Here is a 21,479-nt window from a genome sequence, read left to right as displayed (position 1 = left end):
TATAATTTAAATTAAAAATTTTTACGTTATCATGAAAAGAAATATACATAAAAATTTGTTTGGTTTGCTAAAATCTAAAGGCGTTTTGGCTATATCAGGCGGATTACTGCTGATGTCTTGCGGAGCTCAAATGGGTGGGTACAGCGAGACCGACGGGGTCTATTATGATCCCAATAAAGATACACTGCCAGAAGGGGTGATCATCAATGATGGCGGAAACAGAGTAGGAGACTACTACGATTATTATCAAGATTCAAACGTTATACAAAATGCGGAAGCAAATTCCCAGGAACAGGATAACAGATACAATTCCTGGAGTGATGCCAACTGGAATGGGAATGCCACAGATTCTGACTGGGGAAATTTTGCCGGATCTCAAACGAATTATTATGATAATTCATGGGGCTGGGGTTCACCTTGGGGTTGGTATGGAGGTTACAGTCCTTATTGGGGCTGGAACAGAGGCTGGGGCTTCAGTATGTCTTTCGGCTGGGGAAATTCCTGGGGCTGGGGCGGATTTAACCCTTACTGGGGTTATGGATATTCTCCGTATTGGGGATATTATGACCCATTCTGGGGCGGATATTATGGTGGCTGGTATGGAGGCGGATACTGGGGTAACGGATATTACAATCCTGTTTACAGAAGAAGCGGTGCTAACGGAAGAGGCTTTAACAGCAATGCAGGTGGTAACGGTTTGAAAAAATATAATGGCTACAACGGAGGTTTCAGAAACGGAAACGGATCAGGCCTTAGAAACAGTGGATCAGGATTCAGACAGAACGCTAATAACGGTTTCAGACAAAACGCCAACGGTGGCTTCAGACAAGGAAATACCAATGGTGGCTTCAGACAGCAGAATAATGGCGGCTTCAGAAATCAATCCGGATACCGTAATCCAAATCCTCAGACAAGACCTAATTATAACTACGATCAGCAACAGTCACAGCCAAGATACAGAAACGACAGTGGTTTCAGATCCGGTGGTTTCAACAACTCAAGTTCAGGAAGCAGTGGCGGCTTCAGAGGTGGTTCTTCCGGAGGCGGCGGTGGATTCAGATCCGGCGGCGGAGGCGGCGGCTTCAGAGGAGGAAGATAATATTCAAACTTAATAACTATTCAAAAAAATAATGTTAAAAAAATCTTTAGTAATAATGAGTATTTCTGCTGCATTTTTTGCGCAGGCTCAGGATGTTTCCGCGATCAGGAATTCTATTGATGTATACTCTAATTCTCCAATGACTGGTTCTGCCAAGTTCAATGCCATGGGAGGATCTAACGGGGCTTTGGGTGGAGATGCAAGTTCTCTCCTTACCAATCCTGCAGGATTAGGGGTTGCTATCTCTGGAGAAGTGAATGCTACATTATCCATTACAAGTAATAAAAATACCTCTTCTTTTGCAGGATCTTCTTACGGATATAATATCAATAAAGGAGATCTTGGAAACGTAGGTGGAATCATGACTTTCCAATTGATGACTGAAAGTGCTTGGAAGTTTATCAATGTCGGGGTTAACTTTTCTAATCAATCTTTAGAAAATTATGTAGAGACACCGGGAAATAGTAATATAATCTATGATTTTGATGACAATAACAGTTCATCATTAGGGCGTCACGCTTACGACCGTTATGGCAATTTATCTAAAACAAGCGTTGGAGTAGGAGCTAACTACAACAATAATGTATACATCGGAGCGGGACTGAACTTTTTCAACCTGTCCATGGATCAGTCTGATACGGCGTCTTTCACTTCGCTTCAAAACGGATCCAGCGAGCTTTTCAGCAAGCAAAATACCCCTTACTATGAAAGATCATCCGGTTTTTCGGCTTCATTAGGGGTGATCGGTAAATTAAGCCCTAATTTCAGATTAGGAGCATCATTAGAAACTCCGACATTCTGGGATATCGACAGAAGCTATAATTTCTACAATGATTCTGTTTACGGTGATGACTATGCTGTGGAAAACAGAAAACTGACGACACCTCTTAAAGCTACGGTAAGTGCTGCCTTCGTTGCAAGCAAAAGCTTTTCAATGAACGTAGACTATACCCTTGGCTTAACGAGACCGAAGTATAAAGAGTACGGGCCTGCAGAATCAGAACTGAATGATTTCTTCAAAGATAATTACAAAAACGTATCTGAAGTAAGAGTAGGTGCAGAATACAGAGTGAAACAGATCAGGGTGAGAGGAGGATATTCCTATGCTTCCAATCCTTTGGATGCGCTTACCATCAGCAGATTTAATAATGACGGTTCAGTAGGAGATCAGTCTTACAGCAATCTTATCTTAAACGACAGAAATGCTTTGTCATTCGGTCTTGGATATGATTTCAAATCATTCTATATTGATGCGACTTATCAGAATATAAGCACAAAGTATAGCAATCCGTTCATGCAAGGGGTTGTAGATCCTGCAAATAATATAGAAGCCGGCTATTATTCATCAAACAAATTGATATCAAGTGATTCATATGCAGTATCTGATGTGAAGAACAACAGAAATAACTTCTTTCTTACATTTGGATGGAAATTCTAATTTCCAGATTGTGTAAAGTGATTAAATGAGGCTCCGGACATTGTCCGGAGCTTTTATTTTAGTATCGGATTTTTTTTAATGATGATGTCCTGCGTGAGGATGAGAATGGAACAGATGCATGATCAGAGCGAGAGAGACCCCTACAATCACCAGTCCTATTTTTAGCCAGTCGATATTGTGGTTTTTGTTGCTTTCAAAAATAATAACCGAAGAAATATGTAAGAATATTCCACCTACGACAGCAAGGAAATAAGGCTGTAAATCAGGATTGAAATAATTCCCCAATAACATTCCCAAAGGAGATGCCAGTGCAAATAAAGCAATGATTAATAATGAAGGATACGATGGCTTGCTTTGGGCAGAATCTTTTCTGTTGAATAAAAAAGCACCCAGAATAAACGAGATCGGAATATTGTGAAATATAATCCCCAGAAGATAAGGTGAAGCCAGGTTGTCTTCATTAGCTAAAGGAATCCCTTCAATAAATGCATGAATAAACAATCCTACCATTAGGGCAACGGGAAGAATATTATGCTCATTATGGTGATGGAAATGCCCGTGCTCAAAACCTTTTGTCAGTGCTTCCAGAATCATTTGTAACAGGACACCGAGAATAACAAAAATTCCCAGGTTACCGCTTTCCTCAGAAGTATAGACTTGTGGAAAAACCTCATTTAAGCAAATCGTAATTAAAAAACCGGCACTTAAAATCAGTAAATTTTTTGCCAGCTTTTCCTTTTTACCAAAATATTTTCCAAGGAATACCCCTGCAATTACACTTAAAATCAGTAAAAGAACTATGATCATACTTTTTTCTTAAATAAATTGATGCAACGGGCTGACATATCTTTTTGAAAATCATTCAGCTGATAATCACCCCATATTTTTATCCTTTCAAAACCGCATTCCGTAGCATAGGAATGAATGGCCTCCAAAGTGTGAAGCTTTACTTTTTCAAAGAAATGATAGGATTTTCCGTCAGCTTCAAAACGGATATCCTTGATGATGTGCCTGCCTTCAATTTTTTTACAGACTTTAAAATCAATATCTCCGCGGCTGATGATTGATTCAGGAACGATATTTCTTCTTACATATTCTTCATTCAGATAATCCAGAACAAAATATCCGCCGGGTTTTAAAGCATTATAAACAGACTGGAAAACTTTCTTGTCATCACTTTCATTATCAAAATATCCAAAGCTTGTAAAAAGATTGAAAACAGCATCCATCGGATCTGCATCAATTGGGTTTCGCATATCATGAACATCAAAAAGCAAGGTCTGGTTTTCAAACTGTTTATCAAATTCTATGCTCTGTCTTGATAAGTCAAGTCCCAGTACATCATACCCGAGTTTATTAAGAAAAACAGAGTGTCTTCCCTTTCCGCAGGCCAGATCAATGATTTTGGCAGAAGGCGGAAGCTGAAGGTAGGCAGTAAGCTTTGTAATGAAGTTTTCAGCTTCAGTATAATCTCTGTTGCTATAAAGTAAATGATAATAAGGGGTATCAAACCAAGATTCAAACCATTCCATAATGCAAAAATAACTAAATTTGTGGTCTTAAAAGCAAAGTATTTTAAACATTGAAGTATTGAAAGATTCAATTAATTTAAGAATTGAACCCCTAATCTTTTAGTTTTTAAATCATTAAATCTTTTAATTGTAATATTATGGACACAGAAAATCTAAAAATTCAGATAAAGACATTCTTCGGACTGGAGCCTATCCTGGCAGAAGAAATCAAAAAATTGGGCGGACGTAACGTTGAAGTGAAAAACCGCGCCGTAAACTGTGAAGGCGATCTTGGCTTCCTTTATAAAATTAATTATTCTGCAAGAACTGCTTTAAAAATTTTAATTCCTGTTTTTGAATTTAAAGCTTTTAACCAGCATCAGTTTTATGACAGGCTTTTTAAAGTGGAATGGGAACAGTTTATGGATGTTGACCAGTCATTTGCAATTGATTCAACCGTAAATTCTGAAACGTTTAAACATTCACAGTTTGTAACACTGAAAATGAAAGACGCTATTGTGGATTATTTTCAGGAGAAGTTTAAAAAACGTCCGAATGTAGAGCCTAAAAGCCCGGATATTAAATTCCATCTTCATATCGACAGAGAGTTGGTGACGATTTCCCTAGATTCTTCCGGAGATCCTTTATTTAAAAGAGGTTACAGAAAAGAACAGGGTGAGGCTCCTATTAATGAAGTTCTCGCAAGTGGAATGCTTCAGCTTGCAGGTTGGGACGGAAAAGGGAATTTCCTTGATCCGATGTGCGGTTCCGGAACACTTTTAATAGAAGCGGCGATGATTGCGATGGATCTTCCTGCACAGCTTTTCAGAAAAAGATTTGCTTTCCAGAACTGGAAAAATTATGATGCGGAATTATTTAACAAGATCAAAGAGGTAAGAGTAAACAGGATCAAAGAATTTACCGGGAAAATCGTAGGATACGATATCGATGCGAGAATGCTGAATGCAGCAAGAATCAATATTGAATCTGCAGAAATGGAAGATGTGATCGAAGTGAAAAAACAGAATTTCTTTGATTCCAAAAAAGAGCTTTTCCCTTTACTAATGGTTTTCAATCCGCCATATGACGAAAGAATCTCTATCAGTGATGATGATTTCTACAAAAAAATTGGAGATACTTTCAAAACCCATTATCCAAATACTTTGGCATGGCTGATTTCTTCCGATCTGGAAGCTGTAAAGAAAATTGGCCTTCGCCCTTCAAGAAAAATCAAACTTTTCAACGGAAAGCTGGAAACCCGGTTTTTACAATACGAAATGTACGAGGGAACGAAAAAAGTTCATAAGCTCGAAAATTAATAAGAAAAGCAGGCTTCGGGAACCGAAGCCTGTATTCAGATTTAATCAGTTTTAGGTTACTTCACCCCCGACGGCGCATATCCATATTGCTTTTTAAAAGCATAAGAAAAGTGTGACAGATCCTCAAAACCCACTTCCATAAAAACATCCGTTGGTTTTTTATTCTTTTCAGTGAGATGATAATAGGCCAGTTCAAGGCGTTTTTGGGTAAGCCATCGCTGAGGTGTTTCCTGAAAAGCTTTTCTGAAATCCCGGTTAAATGTAGAGAGGCTTCTGCCTGTTAAATATCCGAATCTTTCCAAAGACATATTAAACATATAATTTTTCTCCATAAAATGGATGAGATCAATCTTTCCGGGCTCTTCAAAATCGGCCAGCACCGCATCAATATTTTTATTAATTTCCCTGATAATACTGATGGCTTCCCTGATTTTCAGTGAAGCAATGCTTTCAGGAAAAGGTTCTTTCATATCAAAATAAGGAATTAATGAAGCCATGCAGCTTTCCAATAAAGGATGACTGTCAAAACTGTGAATCCTGGCTTCCTTTCTGACGTTTTTGGGTTGCGCATCGATATTGGAATAAAAGTCTTTAAGACGTTCCGTGGTAAGGTGCATTACTACGGCTTTATGCGGAAGTCCGTCCTTCGGGTAATTGATTATCGTTGCCAGATGATTTCTCGGAATCAAAAAAATATCACCTGCCTGAAAGATGTATGATCGGTCAGCCTGGATGATTTTCGTCTCACCGGATATAAACCAGACCAGCATATGGTATTCGAAAACCGTTTCTGTTTTAAACAGTTTGTCATCATAAGTGGAAAGTTTAATATCCGGTGTGATATATTTGATATGAAAATCCATTTGCTTATAGTTTTCACGAACAAAATTATTCATTTAAAAACATTTATTCAACATTGAACGTTATTCCTGTCATTTCTTCACTTAATTTCCATAAACGTCCGGCATTTTCCTGATCCAGAGAATAAAGCTGAACGCCTTTTATCGTTGACGGATCATCATATCGGTGTTCGATCTGGCCGTGATCGATTTCTGCGATATCACAATTTTCGCAATATACACCGCCAATATCATCAAGCAAAGGACTTGTAGCACACCATATGGTCGTGGCAGCACCTTGGGGAAGGGTTTTTAATTTAGCCTCAACTTCAGGCTTTATTTTTCCGTTTTCATCATGGGTTCCCATCTGAATGAACAGATCAATAGGTTCATCTCTTCCCAGATCGGTTCCATAAACAGATCCCGGATGTAAAGAATAAGCCCTTACGTTAAATTCTTTTCCCCTGTTATCCAGCTCAACAGCAAAAAGGTTGCATGCGGTTTTTGATTGTCCGTATCCTAATAACGTCTGGTATTCACGATGCTCAAAATTAGGATCTTCAAAATCAAAAGGTGACATCTGATGACCATATGATGATACATTGATTACCCTTGCTCCGTTAGCTCTTTTCAAAGCCGGCCAAAGCCTTGCCGTGAGCTGAAATTGACCCAGGTAATTTGTTGCCAGCTGAGATTCGATACCTCTGTGGTCTCTTCGTAAAGGAACCCACATGATTCCTGCATTATTGATCAGCAAGTCAAGTTTCCGGCCTGAAGCGATAAATTTTTCTGCAAAAGCATCAATAGATCCGGGATCCATTAAATCCAGCGGTTCAAGCTCGATATGATCAATTCCTGCTAAATTTTTTCTTGCCTTTTCAATATCACGGGCGGGAACAATCACTCTCGCACCGGCTGCAACCAGTGTTTTTGTTGTTTCTAAACCGATTCCTGCATAACCACCTGTAATGATGATCGTTTTTCCGGTAAGATCAATTCCCGCGATTACTTCCTGAGCGGTAGAGAAAGCATTAAAACCTGATCCGATAGGGTGCTGTACATTTTTCTGATAAGTATTCATTTTTAAAACTTTAATTTGTTGAGACAAAATTAGAACAGATAAGATTTGATGATTTTGTTGAGAATGTCAAATTACTTTGTTTAAAATTTCAATTGTTGTTTTTTATAAGGTGAATTGAAATTTATTGAATAAACTATGGCAAACAGTTTGAGGGTTGCTTATGAATAAGTAATTTTGAAAAATTTTCAGATTTGAAGCCTACAATTTCCATCATCGTTGCTATTTTTAACCGAAAGGATGAGCTTTTCGAGCTACTTACTTCACTCACCCAACAAACCGATAAAGATTTTGAAATTATTATCGTAGATGATGGTTCTCTGATCGATCTGAAACCGACCATACATAATTTTGAAAGTTTTCTGAATATCAGATATTTCAGAAAAGAGAATTCCGGACCCGGCCTCACAAGGAATTACGGTGCTGCAAGAGCAGAAAACGAATGGCTGGTTTTTGTCGACAGCGATGTCATCGTAGAGAAAGATTATATTGAACATATTAAAAAAGATATTGCAGAGATTCCCTGTGATGCTTTCGGAGGTGCAGATAAGGCCCATAAAGGCTTTAATCTCATGCAGAAAGCAATCTCGTATTCCATGACCTCGGTTTTTACAACAGGAGGAATCAGAGGCAGTAAAAAATCGGTTTCAAAGTTTCAGCCGAGAAGTTTTAATATGGGCGTGAAAAAAGCTGTTTTTGATAAGGTAGGCGGATTTTCAGAGATGAGAATAGGTGAGGACCCGGATTTATCAATGACGCTTTGGGAAAATGGTTTTACCACTGCTTTTTTTGATGATATTGCAGTTTATCATAAGCGTAGGGTGGATTTCGGGAAATTCTCAAAACAGGTATTTCAGTTTGGCTGTGCAAGGCCGATTCTTAATCAGAGGCATCCGAATTACGTTAAGATTTCTTTTGCATTCCCTACTTTATTCCTGCTGGGCTATATTTTAGGCTTTATCGAATATTTCTTTTTAGGAAGAGGAATTATCCTGGCTTTTTATGGATTGTATACTTTTATGGTCCTTTTCCATGCCCTGATCGTGACTAAAAATATAAGTATTGCAGCAATGGCAGTGATTTCCACTTATATTCAGATGTTTTCCTACGGTTACGGGTTTTTAAAATCATGGATTCTGCTGAATATTTTCAGAATGAAGCCGGAAGATGCGTTTCCGAAGCATTTTCATAAAAAATAATCTTTATTAAACCATTAAGATCAGTTAAGCTGTTAAGAATATTAAGTTTGTTTTGCTTGATTTTCCATAGCTAAGCCGAATTTTTTCATGACCTTAGTGATAAAAATAAATGCTGTCGAAATTTCAACAGCATTTATAAACAATGATAAAAAATTAGGATATGGATATGCTTTCATGGTTAAGAACGCCGACTTTTTCCATACATTCTTTCATTTTTTGATAGGTCCTTTCGATGTCATGGTCCAGGCCTATTGAAAACCTGATCAGTCCGTCGGAAATTCCCATGGCAGCCCGTTCTTCTTCCGGAATTTCCGAAGAAGTTGAGCTTCCCGAACACGAGAATAAAGTTTTATAAAATCCTAAGCTTACCGCCAGATATCCAAGGTTTTCCTGCTGCATCATTTCCATCAATTCATTAGCCTTTTCTGTTGTTCCGGCATCTAAAGTCAGTAACCCGCCAAACCCGTATTCTTCATGCATCATGCTTTTCATCAGCTCGTGGTTTCTGTGGGATTTTAATCCGGGATACACTACGCGCAAACCGTCTTCCTCAAACTTCTGGGCCAGATACATAGCATTGTGGCTGTGCTGTTTGATTCTGATGTGAAGTGTTCTCAGGTTTTTCAGAATGCTTGCCGAACGCATACTGTCCATTGTTGGTCCCAGCAACATGCACGCTCCGGTATTAACGTTTTTGGTATCATTAATAAATTCCTGGCTTCCGCAGTAAACACCGCCTACCGTATCGCTGCTTCCGTTGATGAATTTCGTTAAGCTGTGGATAACAACGTCAGCTCCCAAAAGCTTCGGAGAGATGGAAAGCGGGGAAAACGTATTGTCTACGATCAGCTGTAAATTGTGTTTCTTACAGATTTCTGAAAGTCTTCTCAAATCAGCAACTTCCAGAAGCGGATTACTTACACTTTCACAATAAATAACTTTTGTGTTGGGCTGTATGGAGTTTTCAACAGACTCAAAATTATTTATATCTACGAAAGTGGTATTGATGTTGAACGGAGGAAGAAAGTTTTTCAGGAAAGCATAAGTTCCGCCGTAAATGGTTCTGCTGGAAATAATATGGTCACCGCTTTTACAAACCTGCATTAGAACAGAAGTAATGGCACCCATTCCGGATGCAGTAACGTTGGCTGTTTCTGTGTTTTCCAGTTTCGCCAGAGCCTGTGAAAGATACAGGTTCATAGGAGATGAATGTCTGGAATATAAATAACATCCGTCTGCATTGCCCTCAAAAGTATCAAACATGGTTTTTGCAGAAAGAAAAGTATAGGTGGAACTGTCTGAAATAGATGGGTTTACTCCACCGAATTCACCGAAATATTGTAAATCCTGTATTTCATTGGCTGCATTAAAGTCTTTCATAAATCTTAGATTTTGTTCGTCTAAATTTGAATTAATTCCACAATTATTACAATGATATTTTAAAATATGAGAATATAAATCTATTATTGTTTATTATAACCGAAAAAATGTTTAGTATATTTGGTTATTGTAAACTTTTACCAAAAAAATATCTATGAACTTTGATGAAACGGATAAGAAACTGCTTCTTTTTTTGCAGGAAGATTCTAAACAAACCACCAAAGAGCTGTCTTACAAGCTGGGTTTATCTGTAACGGCAGTTTATGAAAGAATTAAAAAGCTTGAGAATGCAGGCGTTATTTCAAAATATGTTGCCTTGCTGGATAAACATAAAGTGAACAGGGATTTTATCGTTTTATGCCATGTGAAATTAACGCAGCACAAAAAAGAATATGTACTTCAGTTTGAACGTGAAATCATGAATCTCCATGAAGTTACGGAATGTTTCCATGTAAGTGGTGATTACGATTACATTTTAAAAATCGGGGTAAAAGACATGGAAGATTACCGGAATTTTATGTTATCAAAACTCACGACTTTACAGCATATTGCAAGTACTCACAGCTCTTTTATGATCTCTGAGGTGAAAAATACAACGGCGATTGTTTTGTAAAGCTGAAGATTAAACCAATACTCCGTTTTTAGAAGAAATAGGATCCGGCAGATCGGTTTCTCCCGCCATTTGTAATAAATCGATTTCAATACTCCGACAGATAGAAAGCATCGGAACATCAAACATAAGCCCCGCAAACGGATTTTCCGAATAATCTCCTACCAGTTCCATAATGATGTAAATCCAGCCGATGATGATGCAGAAAGGAATAGAAGTCCAGATACCCCAATCACCGAGTTTTGCAAATTCATTGACCAAACCCAGAGGAAGCAGCATAATAAAAAGGACATTGAAAATAAATGCTGTACTTGCAAACTGTCTTGGTGACGGAAATTTTTTAATTCTTTCTGCCTGTCCCTGAAAACCGTAAAATTCATTCAGACACGTTTGTAATTGCATTTGGTTGAAGTCTGAAATAGCCCCAATGTTTTTCAGCTCATTTACATCTTTTGCCTGTTTTGAAATAAGATACGTTGCAAAATTTTTGTAATCAGATTGCAGATCGGCTTCTTCTTCAGAAAGATATTTGTTAAGAAAAATCGGAGTTCTGCCATAATCCGGAAACCCGGCTTTGATCAGTCTGTTCCTTCTTTGATTAATATGATGATAATGTTCTTCCTCTGCGCTGATGTGCTCCCATTCGGTAGGTACTAAAAGCTGTTCACGAAAAGCATACAGCCACGCAATATGACGGTAAACGATTTTTTTTCTACGGTCTTCCAGATCAAAAGTGCCTACTTCTTCATTATCAGTATTAAAAGCATACACCATGGAACCTAATGACCGGCTTGAATTGACAATTCCACCCCATATTTTTCTCGCTTCCCAAAGCCTGTCATAAGCCTGGTTGTTTTTAAAACCAACCAAAAAAGCTTCTGCGGTACCGATCAACGCTACCGGAACCCAGGGAATCGTCATCCAATGCCAGTTGAAAAAGTAGAAAAGGGCAGCGATCAATGTACACCAGATCGAAATCCAGATCAGATGAGTGCCGGATAAGTTGAGAACCTGTCTGTAATTGAAATATTTCGTCGTGATCATAAGTGCGTTTAAAGTTTAGTGCAAGTTTATTAAAAATAATAAAAAATGCACAAAAAAACCTCTAAAATTATTTTAGAGGTTTAAAGTTTTATCTGAATTAATATTTTAATAGCTCATCAATTTTTTTACTGAGTTTCTCAGCGTTCGGAAGCATTTCTTTTTCCAGTACCAGATTGATCGGAACAGCCGGAGTATCCAGAGATCCCATTGTTTCTACCGGGGCATCAAGATATCTGAAACAGTTTTTGGAAATTCTGTGTGCAAAAGCTTCTGCAAATGAATTATTAAGCTGTTCTTCCGTCAGAACGATACATTTCCCGTGAGCTTTTACCCTTTCGAAAACCAGCTCTTCATCAAGAGGAATCAAAGTTCTCAGGTCGATTACTTCAACTCTTCCGTTAAAATTTTTCGCAGCTTCTTTAGCCCAGTAAACACCCATTCCGTAAGTTACGACCAATAAAGTCCTTCCTTTTTCAGTTTCATCTTTATCAGCTTCAATGATCACTTTTCCTTTTCCGAAAGGTAAAATGTAATCTTCTGCCGGTTCTATGGTTTTTGCATCTTCGGTTCCCGGAACTTTGCTCCAGTAAAGGCCTTTATGCTCCAGCATAATCACCGGATTCGGATCATAATAAGCGGCTTTTAATAAACCTTTAAAATCTGCGGCGTTACTTGGATAAGCGATTTTAATCCCTTTAATATTGGCCAAAATACTTTCCACACTGCCACTGTGATAAGGTCCTCCGCCTCCGTAAGCTCCGATCGGAACACGGATAATATTGCTTACAGGGAATTTTCCCTGGCTTAAATAGTTTGATTTTGAAATTTCCGTGATTAGCTGGTTGATTCCCGGATAAATATAATCTGCAAACTGTACTTCGACAATGGGTTTCAAACCAACGGCACTCATCCCTGTTGTGGAACCGATGATATAAGCTTCCTGAATTGCTGTATTGAAAACTCTCTTGCTGCCGAATTTTTTACCTAAAGTCACCGTTTCACGGAAAACTCCACCGATTCTTTCTCCGACATCCTGGCCATAAAGTAAAGCTTCAGGGTGTTTCCACATCAATTCCTGAATGGCATGGATAGCGGCGTCTACCATTACGATTTTTTCTCCGCCTGCAGGTTCGCGTGTTCCTGTTTCCTCAGTAATCGGAGTAGGAGCGAAAATATGTTGCATCACCGTTTCCGGTTTCGGATCTTCCGCATTTTTAGCTCTTTCAAAAGCTTCTTCAGCTTCTAAACGGGCTTTTTTCGTGATCTGTTTTAATAGTTCTTCATCAACTCCGAATTCAAGCAACTGGTTTCTAAGGATTTCTCCCGGATCTTTTGCTCTGTGTTTTGTTAAATCTTCTTCATCTCTGTAGAATTCTCTTCTTACTCCTGAAGTATGGTGACCGATCAAAACAGTTTTTGCACATACCACTAATGGTTTTCTTTCAGTTCGTACAAAATCTACGGCTTTTTTCATCACTTCAAAACTTTCAACGAAATCCGTTCCGTCTACTCTCATTCTGCTTAAACCGGTAAATCCGGCTACAAAATCGTAGGCATCACAGGTTCTGGCTTCTTCTTTCGTTACGGAAATACCCCATTCATTATCCTGTACAAGGAAAATAATGGGTAGCTGATGTAAGGCTGAAAACTGAAGTGCTTCACTCACTTCACCTTCTGTTACAGAATTATCTCCAAGGCTGCAGATGACAACCGGATTGTTTTCAAATTGCTGTAAATTAAAATCCTGAATATATTTTATACCCTGTGCAACACCTGCAGTCGGAATGGTCTGCATCCCTGTTGCAGAGCTCTGATGAATGATTTTTGGCTTGTTTTCATCTCTGCTCGAAGGGTGAGAATAATAAGATCTGCCTCCTGAAAAAGGATCGTCAGCTTTTGCCAGCAACTGTAACATCAATTGGTAAGGTTCAAATCCTATTCCCAACAGAATACTTTCGTCCCGGTAATATGGAGAAACCCAGTCTTCTTTTTTCAGTTGATAAGCTGTTGCCAACTGAATGGCTTCGTGCCCTCTTGATGTGCTATGAACATATTTACAGATATTTCTGTTTTCTTCATAGATATCTGCCATTGCTTTGGCCAGCATCATGTGGTTGTAAGCCTTAAGTAAAATATCCTGAGAAACTTTTTCGTGAAGTGTATTTTCCATAGAAAGCAAAGATACATAAAAAAACAAAATACTAACAAGCGTTAGTATTTTGCGAAAAATGTATCATATAAAGGTTATTATTCCTTTATAAGCTTTTTAGAAATAACTTCTTTGTCTGTTTTAACCTCAAGAATATAAATTCCGTTGGCATACGTTGAAAGGTCTATTTCCTTTTTATCACTGCTGATAGATCCGGCCTGTAATTTTTTGCCAGACAGGTCATATAAACTGTATGTTGATTTTTTAGGAGCCTTTAATACATTAACGAAGTCTTTGATGATCGTTGGAGAAATAATGATTTCATTTGTTTTTCCGGCTTCATTTGTTCCTAAAACTTCGCTGTAACCTGTTACTAAAATAGAATAGTTTTGAGGTGCACCGGCGCCTGCATCATTAACAAGGTTTCCTTTATTTATTTGAGATTTCAATTCTGTAATCTCTTCCTGCGACAGGCGCATCAATGACTACCTGCTCTACATTGTCAACTGTATTATCTGCTTTGGTTGCAGGATTCTGCGGGCTGTTGGCATCAAGCTTCCACGGATAATAGATGGTGTTGTCTGTAGTGTCTATGATTCTCAGATCCAGATCATTGACCAGTCTTGAAGTTCTGTTGTTACTGGCTTCATTCCATGTTGATGCGAGAGGTACAGCAGCGGGATCTGTCCAGGCTATGGTTACTTTAAGAGGCTCTGTTCCGGATGCTTTTACGATCTTCTTATTAACAATGCTGTTATTTAGAGTTTCATCATTGAATATAATCGTATTGTTGGATTTTCCTACCAGCAATTCCGCTCCTTTTTTTGCATTGATATAGCCCCACCCATACCATGCATCAGGGCCTACATTTCCTGCTTCCAGAGCTGAATGTACTGTTAAAGTTTTTGCAGCTGCAGCATTAAGCTCAAGAGCAGGGAATAATTGCTTGTAAACCTGCATCCATAGGCCTATAATACCTGTTACGACAGGTGCGGAAAAAGAGGTGCCACTGTCTATACCTGCTTGCTGGCTTCCAGTAGTGTTTTCTGCAGTTGTTGCATAGGCAACCTGCGTTCCTGTTGTCGAGATATCCGGTTTGATGCCACCGTCATCTCTTGGCCCTGCGCTGCTATAATAGGAACGTACAACATCAGTAGAAGCTGTATATCTATTGTCATTGGTAGCAATAATATCAGTAGCGCCTACGACGATTATATTTTTAGCAACAGAACCATGGGCGATGCAATCATACCCTGATTTGCAGTTGTCCAAAGGTAAAACATCCGTTGATGCAAACTGTACAAAAGCATTGTTGCTGTCAACATAATACTTTGGCAGTTGGCTTCCACTAGCCACAGGCCCTGTAGGTCCTGTCGCAGCCGAATTACCTGAAGATTTTACGATAACATAAGAAGGATTGGCATATACAATCTGATCATAATTCTGATCACTTGTATAATATGTACCATTCAAATCCTTATTTACTCCGGCTGCATAATTTCCATTATATAGTAATATTTGTTGTCCGTTACTTGGCAACTTGTACAACGTCCAACCTGCTATCGAACTATATGAATGATTGGAGATTTTTGGTGCGGCAATAATTATTTTTTGATATACGGTGCTTTCCAGAGAGCCTCCTGGTAAGACGGTGTTTTGACATGAATAATTGTCGAATGTGCTGTTAGATGCTACACCTTTAAGGTCGACAGCCACAGTAGCTCCATTGAATGTTAAATTAGTTGCCAGACTTTTTGCCCCGATAAAGCCGGTTACCCCTGTGGCATGCGAACTGTAATTTTCGGTGGTACCGGTGGCAGCCTCTTTGTTGGTAACCCTGTTAGGAGCATTATCAAAAACAGTGTGTCCTGCAAAAGCTCTACCCCCATCAAAGACTGTGAATTTAATATTCTCTCCATTAAAAGAGCCAGTCAGGCCACTTATCGTACCGTTTTGTAAGAAATCGGCATTTGAGTTTTTTACCTGCTTCAGATCAGCAGCCTCCAAGAAAAGGGGGTTGCCATCCGGAGTAAATCCTGAAAGCTTGCTTCTTTTTTCTTCAATTTCTTTTTGAGCTTCAGCTGATCTTTTTGCTCCATAGGTTTTGGAAACGTAGGCATCAAACTTTTCGTTGTTCTCAATTCTCTGCTTCTCAAACTTTTTCATTAAGTCCTGGTTGCTTTGTGCACTTAAACTTAAAATGGCCAAAGTGCCGGCCGAAATAAAAATTTTCTTCATAGGTTTTGTTATTTTATTTTTTAAACTTAGTAACTCAAATATATAGATAATTTATACCTGTTTTTATGTAACATATTGTAAACTAGATGATTGGTTTAAAATTTAAAGTTGTTTTATTAAGTTGGTTTTTATTTTAAATCCATTTTAAAATTTTGTTGTTTTTTATACTTGAAAAAAATATTATATTATGTTTAATTTGTCTGATAGAATCAATTTTATCTTGCTTGTAGCCATTATTTACTACGAACAGTCAGTCAAACCGATAAGAGATAAATATTTTTTTCATGTTTTATTTTTTGTTTACGAAACAAATCTAAAAAAAGTAACAAATCTTACAAGGTTTAATTTGTTAAAATTTCAATAATGTGTATTGTTTGTTGTAATTAATTTGTTTTTATTGCTAATTATTTATTTATTTAATATTTTAATGTATATTTTTAATATAAATTGCTATTTTTATTTAAAGGTGCTTTTATAAAGAAAAATTATAGCATTTTTTGTATCTTGCTGTTAAGTTTTTTGAAAAAAATGGGCTAACTTTACATTCTCTTTTTTAATAAAAAAACTGAAAAATACATGTATTTAGTTTTTGATACCGAAACCACAGGATTACCGAAAAATTTCAATGCTCCGCTTTCAGATTCAGACAACTGGCCAAGAATGGTACAGATCGCATGGCAGCTGCATGATGATGATGGAACTTTAATTGAAAATCAGGATTATATTATCAAACCGGAAGGGTATGATATTCCCTTTAATGCGGCAAGAATTCACGGGATCACGACAAAGATTGCCAATGAAGAAGGTCGTGACCTGCAGGAAATTTTGGAGGAATTTGCAAGAGTTTTAGATAAAGTAAGAGTTGTTTCCGGGCATAATGTTGAGTTTGACTATAACATCGTTGGAGCAGAATTTTACAGAAAAGATATTAAAGACAATCTTCAGGAAAAGCCAAGAGCCGATACCATGATTCTGGGAACGGATTTTTGCCAGCTTGGAGGTGGCCGTGGCGGAAGGTTTAAGCCCCCGAAACTGGAAGAGCTTTATGAAAAGCTGTATGGCCATAAGTTTGATGAAGCACACAACGCAGCGGCCGACGTAAATGCAACAGCCCAGGTTTTCTTCGAAATGATGAGGATCGGGGTGATTCCTGCTGAGGTTTTAAAAACTTCGGAAGACCAGCTTGCCTACTTTAAAACACTTTATCCTGATCCGATAAAGCCTTTCAGTATCGTTATCAGAAGACAGGTTGCAGATTTCAATAATAAGAAAAAGCAGCAGGATTTTGGAAGCATTGACGAAATTGACCTCGGTAAGTATTTCAACTTTGATAATCACAGCGTTTTCTCCACATTGTCTGCCACATCCAGTATCAATGATCTGATCAAAAAAGCTTCGGATGATAATTTCCCGGCCGTCGGAATGGTGGATCTCGGAAATATGATGGGAGCCTTCAAATTTGTTTCAGCAGTGGAAGGAGCCAATGGAGACCGGGCAAAAAAATATAAAGAATATTTAGAAAAAAAACAGGAAGCTGAAGAAAACGGAACAGAGTTTAATGAGCCGGAACCGGTTTCAGAACCTTTGATTCCTGTTGTCGGCTGTGAATTTTATATTTCAGACCGTTATGAACAGAAGCAGTTTACCAAGGATGATCCGGACAGAAGAACACAGGTTGTGCTTTTAGCGAAAGATTTTAACGGCTATAAAAACCTGGCCAAACTTTCAAGTATCGGTTTCTTAAAAGGTTTCTACTTCGGTGTCCCAAGGATCAGCCGGGAACTGATTGCCCAATATAAAGAAGGAGTAATTGCCCTGACATCGGGGATTCTCGGAGATATTCCGGATGCGATCTTAAATACGGGTGAGCAAAAAGGGGAGGAGCTTTTCAAATGGTGGAAAGATACTTTTGAAGATGATTTTTATGTGCAGATTCAAAACCATAAGCTTCCCGAAGAAGAACACTTAAATGAAGTTTTATTATATCTGGCAGACAAGTACAACGTAAAAATTCTGGCTCAGAATGAAACTTTTTATACGAATAAAGACGATTCTAATATCCAGGATATCGTAAGCTGCATCAAAGACGGTGAAAAGTTAACAACACCTGTAGGAAAAGGATTCGGTAAAAGAAGAGGCCTTGCTACCGGTGAATATTATATTAAAAATTCAGATGAAATTAAAGAAGCATTTCTGGCTTACCCGGATGCTTTTGAGGCATATGAAGAATTTACGGCGAAATTTAAACCTTATACTTTAAAAAGGGATGTTCTCCTGCCGAAGTTTGATATTCCGGAAGAATTCATTCATGCGGAAGACGACATTGACGGTGGAAAACGCGGTGAGATGGCCTATCTTACCCATTTAACCTACGAAGGGGCGAGAAAAAGATATGCAGAAACAGGAATTACAGATGAAATTAAAGAACGCCTTGATTTCGAATTGGATGTAATTGCCAATACAGGATATCCCGGTTACTTCCTGATTGTACAGGATTTCTGTAACGAAGCCCGGAATATGGGAGTCTGGGTAGGCCCGGGAAGGGGATCGGCTGCAGGTTCTGCAGTTGCTTACTGTATCGGAATTACCAATGTAGACCCTATTAAATATGATCTCCTTTTTGAGAGGTTCCTGAATCCGGAAAGGGTTTCCATGCCCGATATTGATATCGATTTTGATGATGAAGGAAGGGACAGGATCATCAAATGGGTAATTGAGAAATACGGACAGAGCCAGGTAGCTCAGATTATTACTTACTCGGTTTTAGGTGGGAAATCCGCTATTAAAGATGCAGGAAGGGTTCTTGATGTACCTATTCCGGATACTAATAATATTGCTAAGCTTATTCCTTCCACACCGGGAATGAACATTGCGAAAGCTTTAGCCAAATATGATAAATTAAAACCGGAAGAGCAGATGCTTGTTGATGAGATGAGGTTTGTTCTTGACAGTCCTGCAGATCCGCGCCATGATGTCCTGGCGAGTGCAAAAAAGATGGAGGGATGCATCAGGAATACGGGTATCCATGCTTGTGGAGTAATTATTACGCCGGAAGATGTAAGTAACCTGGTTCCGGTAACTATTGCTGCGAAAGATGCCGATATTCTGGTATCGCAATTTGATAACTCGGTAGCAGAAAGTGCAGGCCTCCTGAAAATGGACTTTCTGGGTCTGAGAACGCTGACGATCATTAAAGATGCTTTAAAATTAGTTAAACAAAGACACGGAATTGATATCAATCCTGATGATATCGGGCTTGACGACGCGAAGACCTATCAATTATTTAAGGAAGGAAGGACGGTAGGGATTTTCCAGTATGAAAGTCCCGGGATGCAAAAGTATATGAGGGAGCTTAAACCAACGGTTTTTGCCGATCTTATTGCGATGAACGCGCTTTACCGTCCTGGTCCTATTAAATATATTCCAAACTTTATCAACAGAAAGCACGGTATTGAAGAAATTGTTTACGATTTACCCGAAACAGAAGAATATTTAAAAGAAACCTACGGGATTACCGTTTATCAGGAGCAGGTAATGCTTTTATCCCAAAAACTGGCGAACTTTACAAAAGGTGAAGCCGATACGTTGAGGAAAGCGATGGGGAAAAAGCAGATCGATGTTCTTAATAAAATGTACCCTAAATTTATCGAAGGTGGAAGAAAAAATAACCTGAATGAAGAAAGGCTGGAAAAAATCTGGAACGACTGGAAAGCTTTCGCAGAATATGCCTTCAATAAATCCCACTCTACCTGTTACGCTTTAATTGCTTATCAAACCGCATTTCTGAAAGCCAATTACCCCGCAGAATATATGGCGAGTGTAATGAGTAATAACATCAACAATACGGATTCGATTACGATGTTCATGGAAGATTGTAAAAGTATTGGAGTAGATGTTTTAGGCCCTGATGTTAATGAATCCCAATATAAGTTCTCGGTAAACGAAAAAGGACAGATCCGTTTTGGATTGGGCGCTATTAAAGGAATTGGGGAAGGCCCGAGTGAAGCAATTACAAGAGAAAGAGAAAACGGAAGATTTAAAAATATTTACGATTTCTTTGAAAGAATAATGCCTTCCCAAATGAATAAGAGAGTGGCGGAAAGTTTAGTGTTGGCGGGAGCTTTCGACGAACTGGATTCTTTCCACAGAGGCCAGTATTTTGATATTGACATGGCGGGAAGAACAAACCTGGAAAGGCTGATCAGATACGGACAAAGCTTCCAGGAAAGTAAAAACGAAATGGAAAATTCTCTGTTTGCAGATTTTGCTGAAGAAGTTCAGATCGAGCAGCCCAAATTGGCACCATGCCCTGAATGGCCGAATATGCACAAGCTTAATAAAGAAAAAGAGATTATCGGATTCTATTTATCTGCACATCCATTGGATGAATTTAAATATCAGTTCCAGTTTATGCAGGGGCAGCTTTCTAAAAAAGCCGTTCTGGAAAAAGAAGAAGGCGAAAAAGTGGTTGTGGATGAAGTACCGATTCTGGAAAAGGATTCATCTGACGAGGTTGCTGACCTTATTGAAATTGTTTCTGATGATTTGGTTGCCGGTGAAGAAGAAATTATAGAAGAAGTCAGGAAAAAAGCGGAACCTAAAGGTGTTTTCCAGTTTCTGAACCTTGATGAGGTGGATGCTTATAAAGAACAGGCTTTTGCGAATAAGCAGGAGGAATTGTTTGAAGAAAAGAAAAAAGACTGGAAACAGATTCAGAAGGAAAGAGAAAACGGCGGTGGTGGTAAAGAGTATACCGTTGCCGGCCTGATCACGGAATACAGGGTTCAGGATGGTTTCAGAAGCGGTGAAAAAGTGGCTTTTGTTACCCTGGAAGATTATTCGGGATCATATTCTTTCAGACTGGGAGACAGGGATTATATGAAGCTGAAAGAAAAGCTTGAAGTACAGAGGTTTGTCATCCTGAAAATAAAATTTGCCCAGGTGAAAGACGGACGGGTTTTTGTGAATGTAAATGATGTTATTGAATTGCAGGAAGCTTTTGAACGATTTGCAAAAAGCATTTCCCTGGTGATGGATGTTATGGATTTCAGGCCGGAAGATCTGGAATTTTTCAGAAACGTACTTGATAAAAATAAAGGAAACCAGAGGTTTAAAATATTTATTAAGGATATAGAAGATAATTCCCAGATAGAAGTGCAGTCGATGAAGCATTCTGTCGATCTGAACGGAGATCTGATTAAGGAAATTCAGCTGCTTAATAAGTATGAATTTTATCTGAATTAAAAATATAAGTAAAACAAAAAAAAGATGGCAAAAAGCCATCTTTTTTTGTTTTTAATGTTTGAAGATTAATCAAACATTAAGGAATTATGTAATTATTTTTTTATGTTAAGTCGTTAAATTTTGCTAATTGAATATTAGAGTTATTTTTTGTAAACAATTGAATATCAAATAAGTTATGTTGTTTTTGTTATTGCTGATTTTGTAATTTTTATTAAATGCACGTTTAATTTATGTAAAAAAAATGGAATACTGTACTTTTTTTATTAAAAAATTATGAAATTTTATGGTTTAGGGTGAAATTTTTTTTTACTTTTATCTCCCAATTTTAATT

At 38.2% G+C, this 21,479-nt stretch carries 15 protein-coding genes; 6 read left to right on the top strand and 9 right to left on the bottom strand.

Annotated features, from left to right (window positions below; genetic code table 11):
* The first annotated feature begins 31 nt into the window (after positions 1-31).
* Both AB8P06_RS07120 and AB8P06_RS07115 read left to right on the top strand, forming a co-directional pair.
* Entirely contained in the window at positions 32-1,099 is a 1,068-nt protein-coding gene (locus AB8P06_RS07120; protein ID WP_369839853.1) for a prolyl-tRNA synthetase, read from the top strand.
* A 55-nt stretch (positions 1,100-1,154) separates the two neighbouring features.
* A complete protein-coding gene (locus AB8P06_RS07115) occupies positions 1,155-2,537 on the top strand; it encodes an OmpP1/FadL family transporter (protein WP_369839850.1) in 1,383 nt (460 codons plus the stop codon).
* A gap of 75 nt (positions 2,538-2,612) precedes the next feature.
* Here AB8P06_RS07115 and AB8P06_RS07110 read toward each other — a convergent pair whose 3' ends face one another.
* Positions 2,613-3,344, bottom strand: coding sequence for a ZIP family metal transporter (locus tag AB8P06_RS07110; RefSeq protein WP_440132422.1), 732 nt, complete (start codon positions 3,342-3,344; stop codon positions 2,613-2,615).
* Positions 3,341-4,069, bottom strand: a complete 729-nt coding sequence (locus tag AB8P06_RS07105; RefSeq protein WP_369839847.1) for a class I SAM-dependent methyltransferase — start codon at positions 4,067-4,069, stop codon at positions 3,341-3,343. The genes AB8P06_RS07110 and AB8P06_RS07105 overlap by 4 nt, the downstream gene beginning before the upstream one ends.
* Before the next feature lie 137 nt (positions 4,070-4,206).
* Between AB8P06_RS07105 and AB8P06_RS07100 the strand changes: the two genes are divergently transcribed.
* Entirely contained in the window at positions 4,207-5,367 is a 1,161-nt protein-coding gene (locus AB8P06_RS07100) for a THUMP domain-containing class I SAM-dependent RNA methyltransferase (RefSeq protein WP_369839844.1), read from the top strand.
* A gap of 56 nt (positions 5,368-5,423) precedes the next feature.
* Here the strand turns inward: AB8P06_RS07100 and AB8P06_RS07095 are convergent, their stop codons facing one another.
* Together AB8P06_RS07095 and AB8P06_RS07090 are read right to left on the bottom strand one after the other, a co-directional pair.
* Positions 5,424-6,230: a helix-turn-helix domain-containing protein gene (locus AB8P06_RS07095; protein ID WP_369840059.1), complete on the bottom strand. Its 807-nt coding sequence runs from the start codon at positions 6,228-6,230 to the stop codon at positions 5,424-5,426.
* Positions 6,231-6,273: 43 nt separating this feature from the next.
* Positions 6,274-7,287, bottom strand: a complete 1,014-nt coding sequence (locus AB8P06_RS07090) for an SDR family NAD(P)-dependent oxidoreductase (RefSeq protein ID WP_369839841.1) — start codon at positions 7,285-7,287, stop codon at positions 6,274-6,276.
* Positions 7,288-7,478: 191 nt separating this feature from the next.
* Between AB8P06_RS07090 and AB8P06_RS07085 the strand changes: the two genes are divergently transcribed.
* On the top strand, positions 7,479-8,483 hold the full coding sequence (locus AB8P06_RS07085; protein ID WP_369839838.1) for a glycosyltransferase family 2 protein: 1,005 nt from the start codon (positions 7,479-7,481) through the stop codon (positions 8,481-8,483).
* Between the two features lie 153 nt (positions 8,484-8,636).
* Here AB8P06_RS07085 and AB8P06_RS07080 read toward each other — a convergent pair whose 3' ends face one another.
* Entirely contained in the window at positions 8,637-9,863 is a 1,227-nt protein-coding gene (locus AB8P06_RS07080) for an aminotransferase class I/II-fold pyridoxal phosphate-dependent enzyme (protein WP_369839835.1), read from the bottom strand.
* A 154-nt stretch (positions 9,864-10,017) separates the two neighbouring features.
* Between AB8P06_RS07080 and AB8P06_RS07075 the strand changes: the two genes are divergently transcribed.
* Entirely contained in the window at positions 10,018-10,476 is a 459-nt protein-coding gene (locus tag AB8P06_RS07075; protein WP_369839832.1) for an Lrp/AsnC family transcriptional regulator, read from the top strand.
* A 9-nt stretch (positions 10,477-10,485) separates the two neighbouring features.
* Here the strand turns inward: AB8P06_RS07075 and AB8P06_RS07070 are convergent, their stop codons facing one another.
* The 4 genes from AB8P06_RS07070 to AB8P06_RS07055 form a co-directional block, all read right to left on the bottom strand.
* Entirely contained in the window at positions 10,486-11,517 is a 1,032-nt protein-coding gene (locus AB8P06_RS07070) for a bestrophin family protein (protein WP_369839829.1), read from the bottom strand.
* A gap of 97 nt (positions 11,518-11,614) precedes the next feature.
* Positions 11,615-13,687: an alpha-ketoacid dehydrogenase subunit alpha/beta gene (locus tag AB8P06_RS07065; protein ID WP_369839826.1), complete on the bottom strand. Its 2,073-nt coding sequence runs from the start codon at positions 13,685-13,687 to the stop codon at positions 11,615-11,617.
* A gap of 77 nt (positions 13,688-13,764) precedes the next feature.
* Positions 13,765-14,115: a T9SS type A sorting domain-containing protein gene (locus AB8P06_RS07060; RefSeq protein WP_369839823.1), complete on the bottom strand. Its 351-nt coding sequence runs from the start codon at positions 14,113-14,115 to the stop codon at positions 13,765-13,767.
* Positions 14,096-15,904 (bottom strand): S8 family serine peptidase, encoded by a 1,809-nt coding sequence (locus tag AB8P06_RS07055; protein WP_369839821.1) that lies wholly within the window; start codon positions 15,902-15,904, stop codon positions 14,096-14,098. Before AB8P06_RS07055 ends, AB8P06_RS07060 begins: the two co-directional genes overlap by 20 nt.
* Before the next feature lie 576 nt (positions 15,905-16,480).
* On the opposite strand from AB8P06_RS07055, the gene dnaE reads away from it, so the two are divergent.
* Positions 16,481-21,148 carry a DNA polymerase III subunit alpha gene (gene dnaE / locus AB8P06_RS07050; protein WP_369839818.1) on the top strand — a complete coding sequence of 1,556 codons (4,668 nt, stop codon included), beginning with the start codon at positions 16,481-16,483 and terminating at the stop codon, positions 21,146-21,148.
* Positions 21,149-21,479: the final 331 nt, after the last annotated feature.

It is taken from the genome of Chryseobacterium tongliaonense, from assembly GCF_041224435.1.
GTDB lineage: Bacteria > Bacteroidota > Bacteroidia > Flavobacteriales > Weeksellaceae > Chryseobacterium > Chryseobacterium tongliaoense.
The sequence above is the reverse complement of the archived record's forward strand: the minus strand, read 5'-3'. Positions and strand labels throughout refer to the sequence as shown.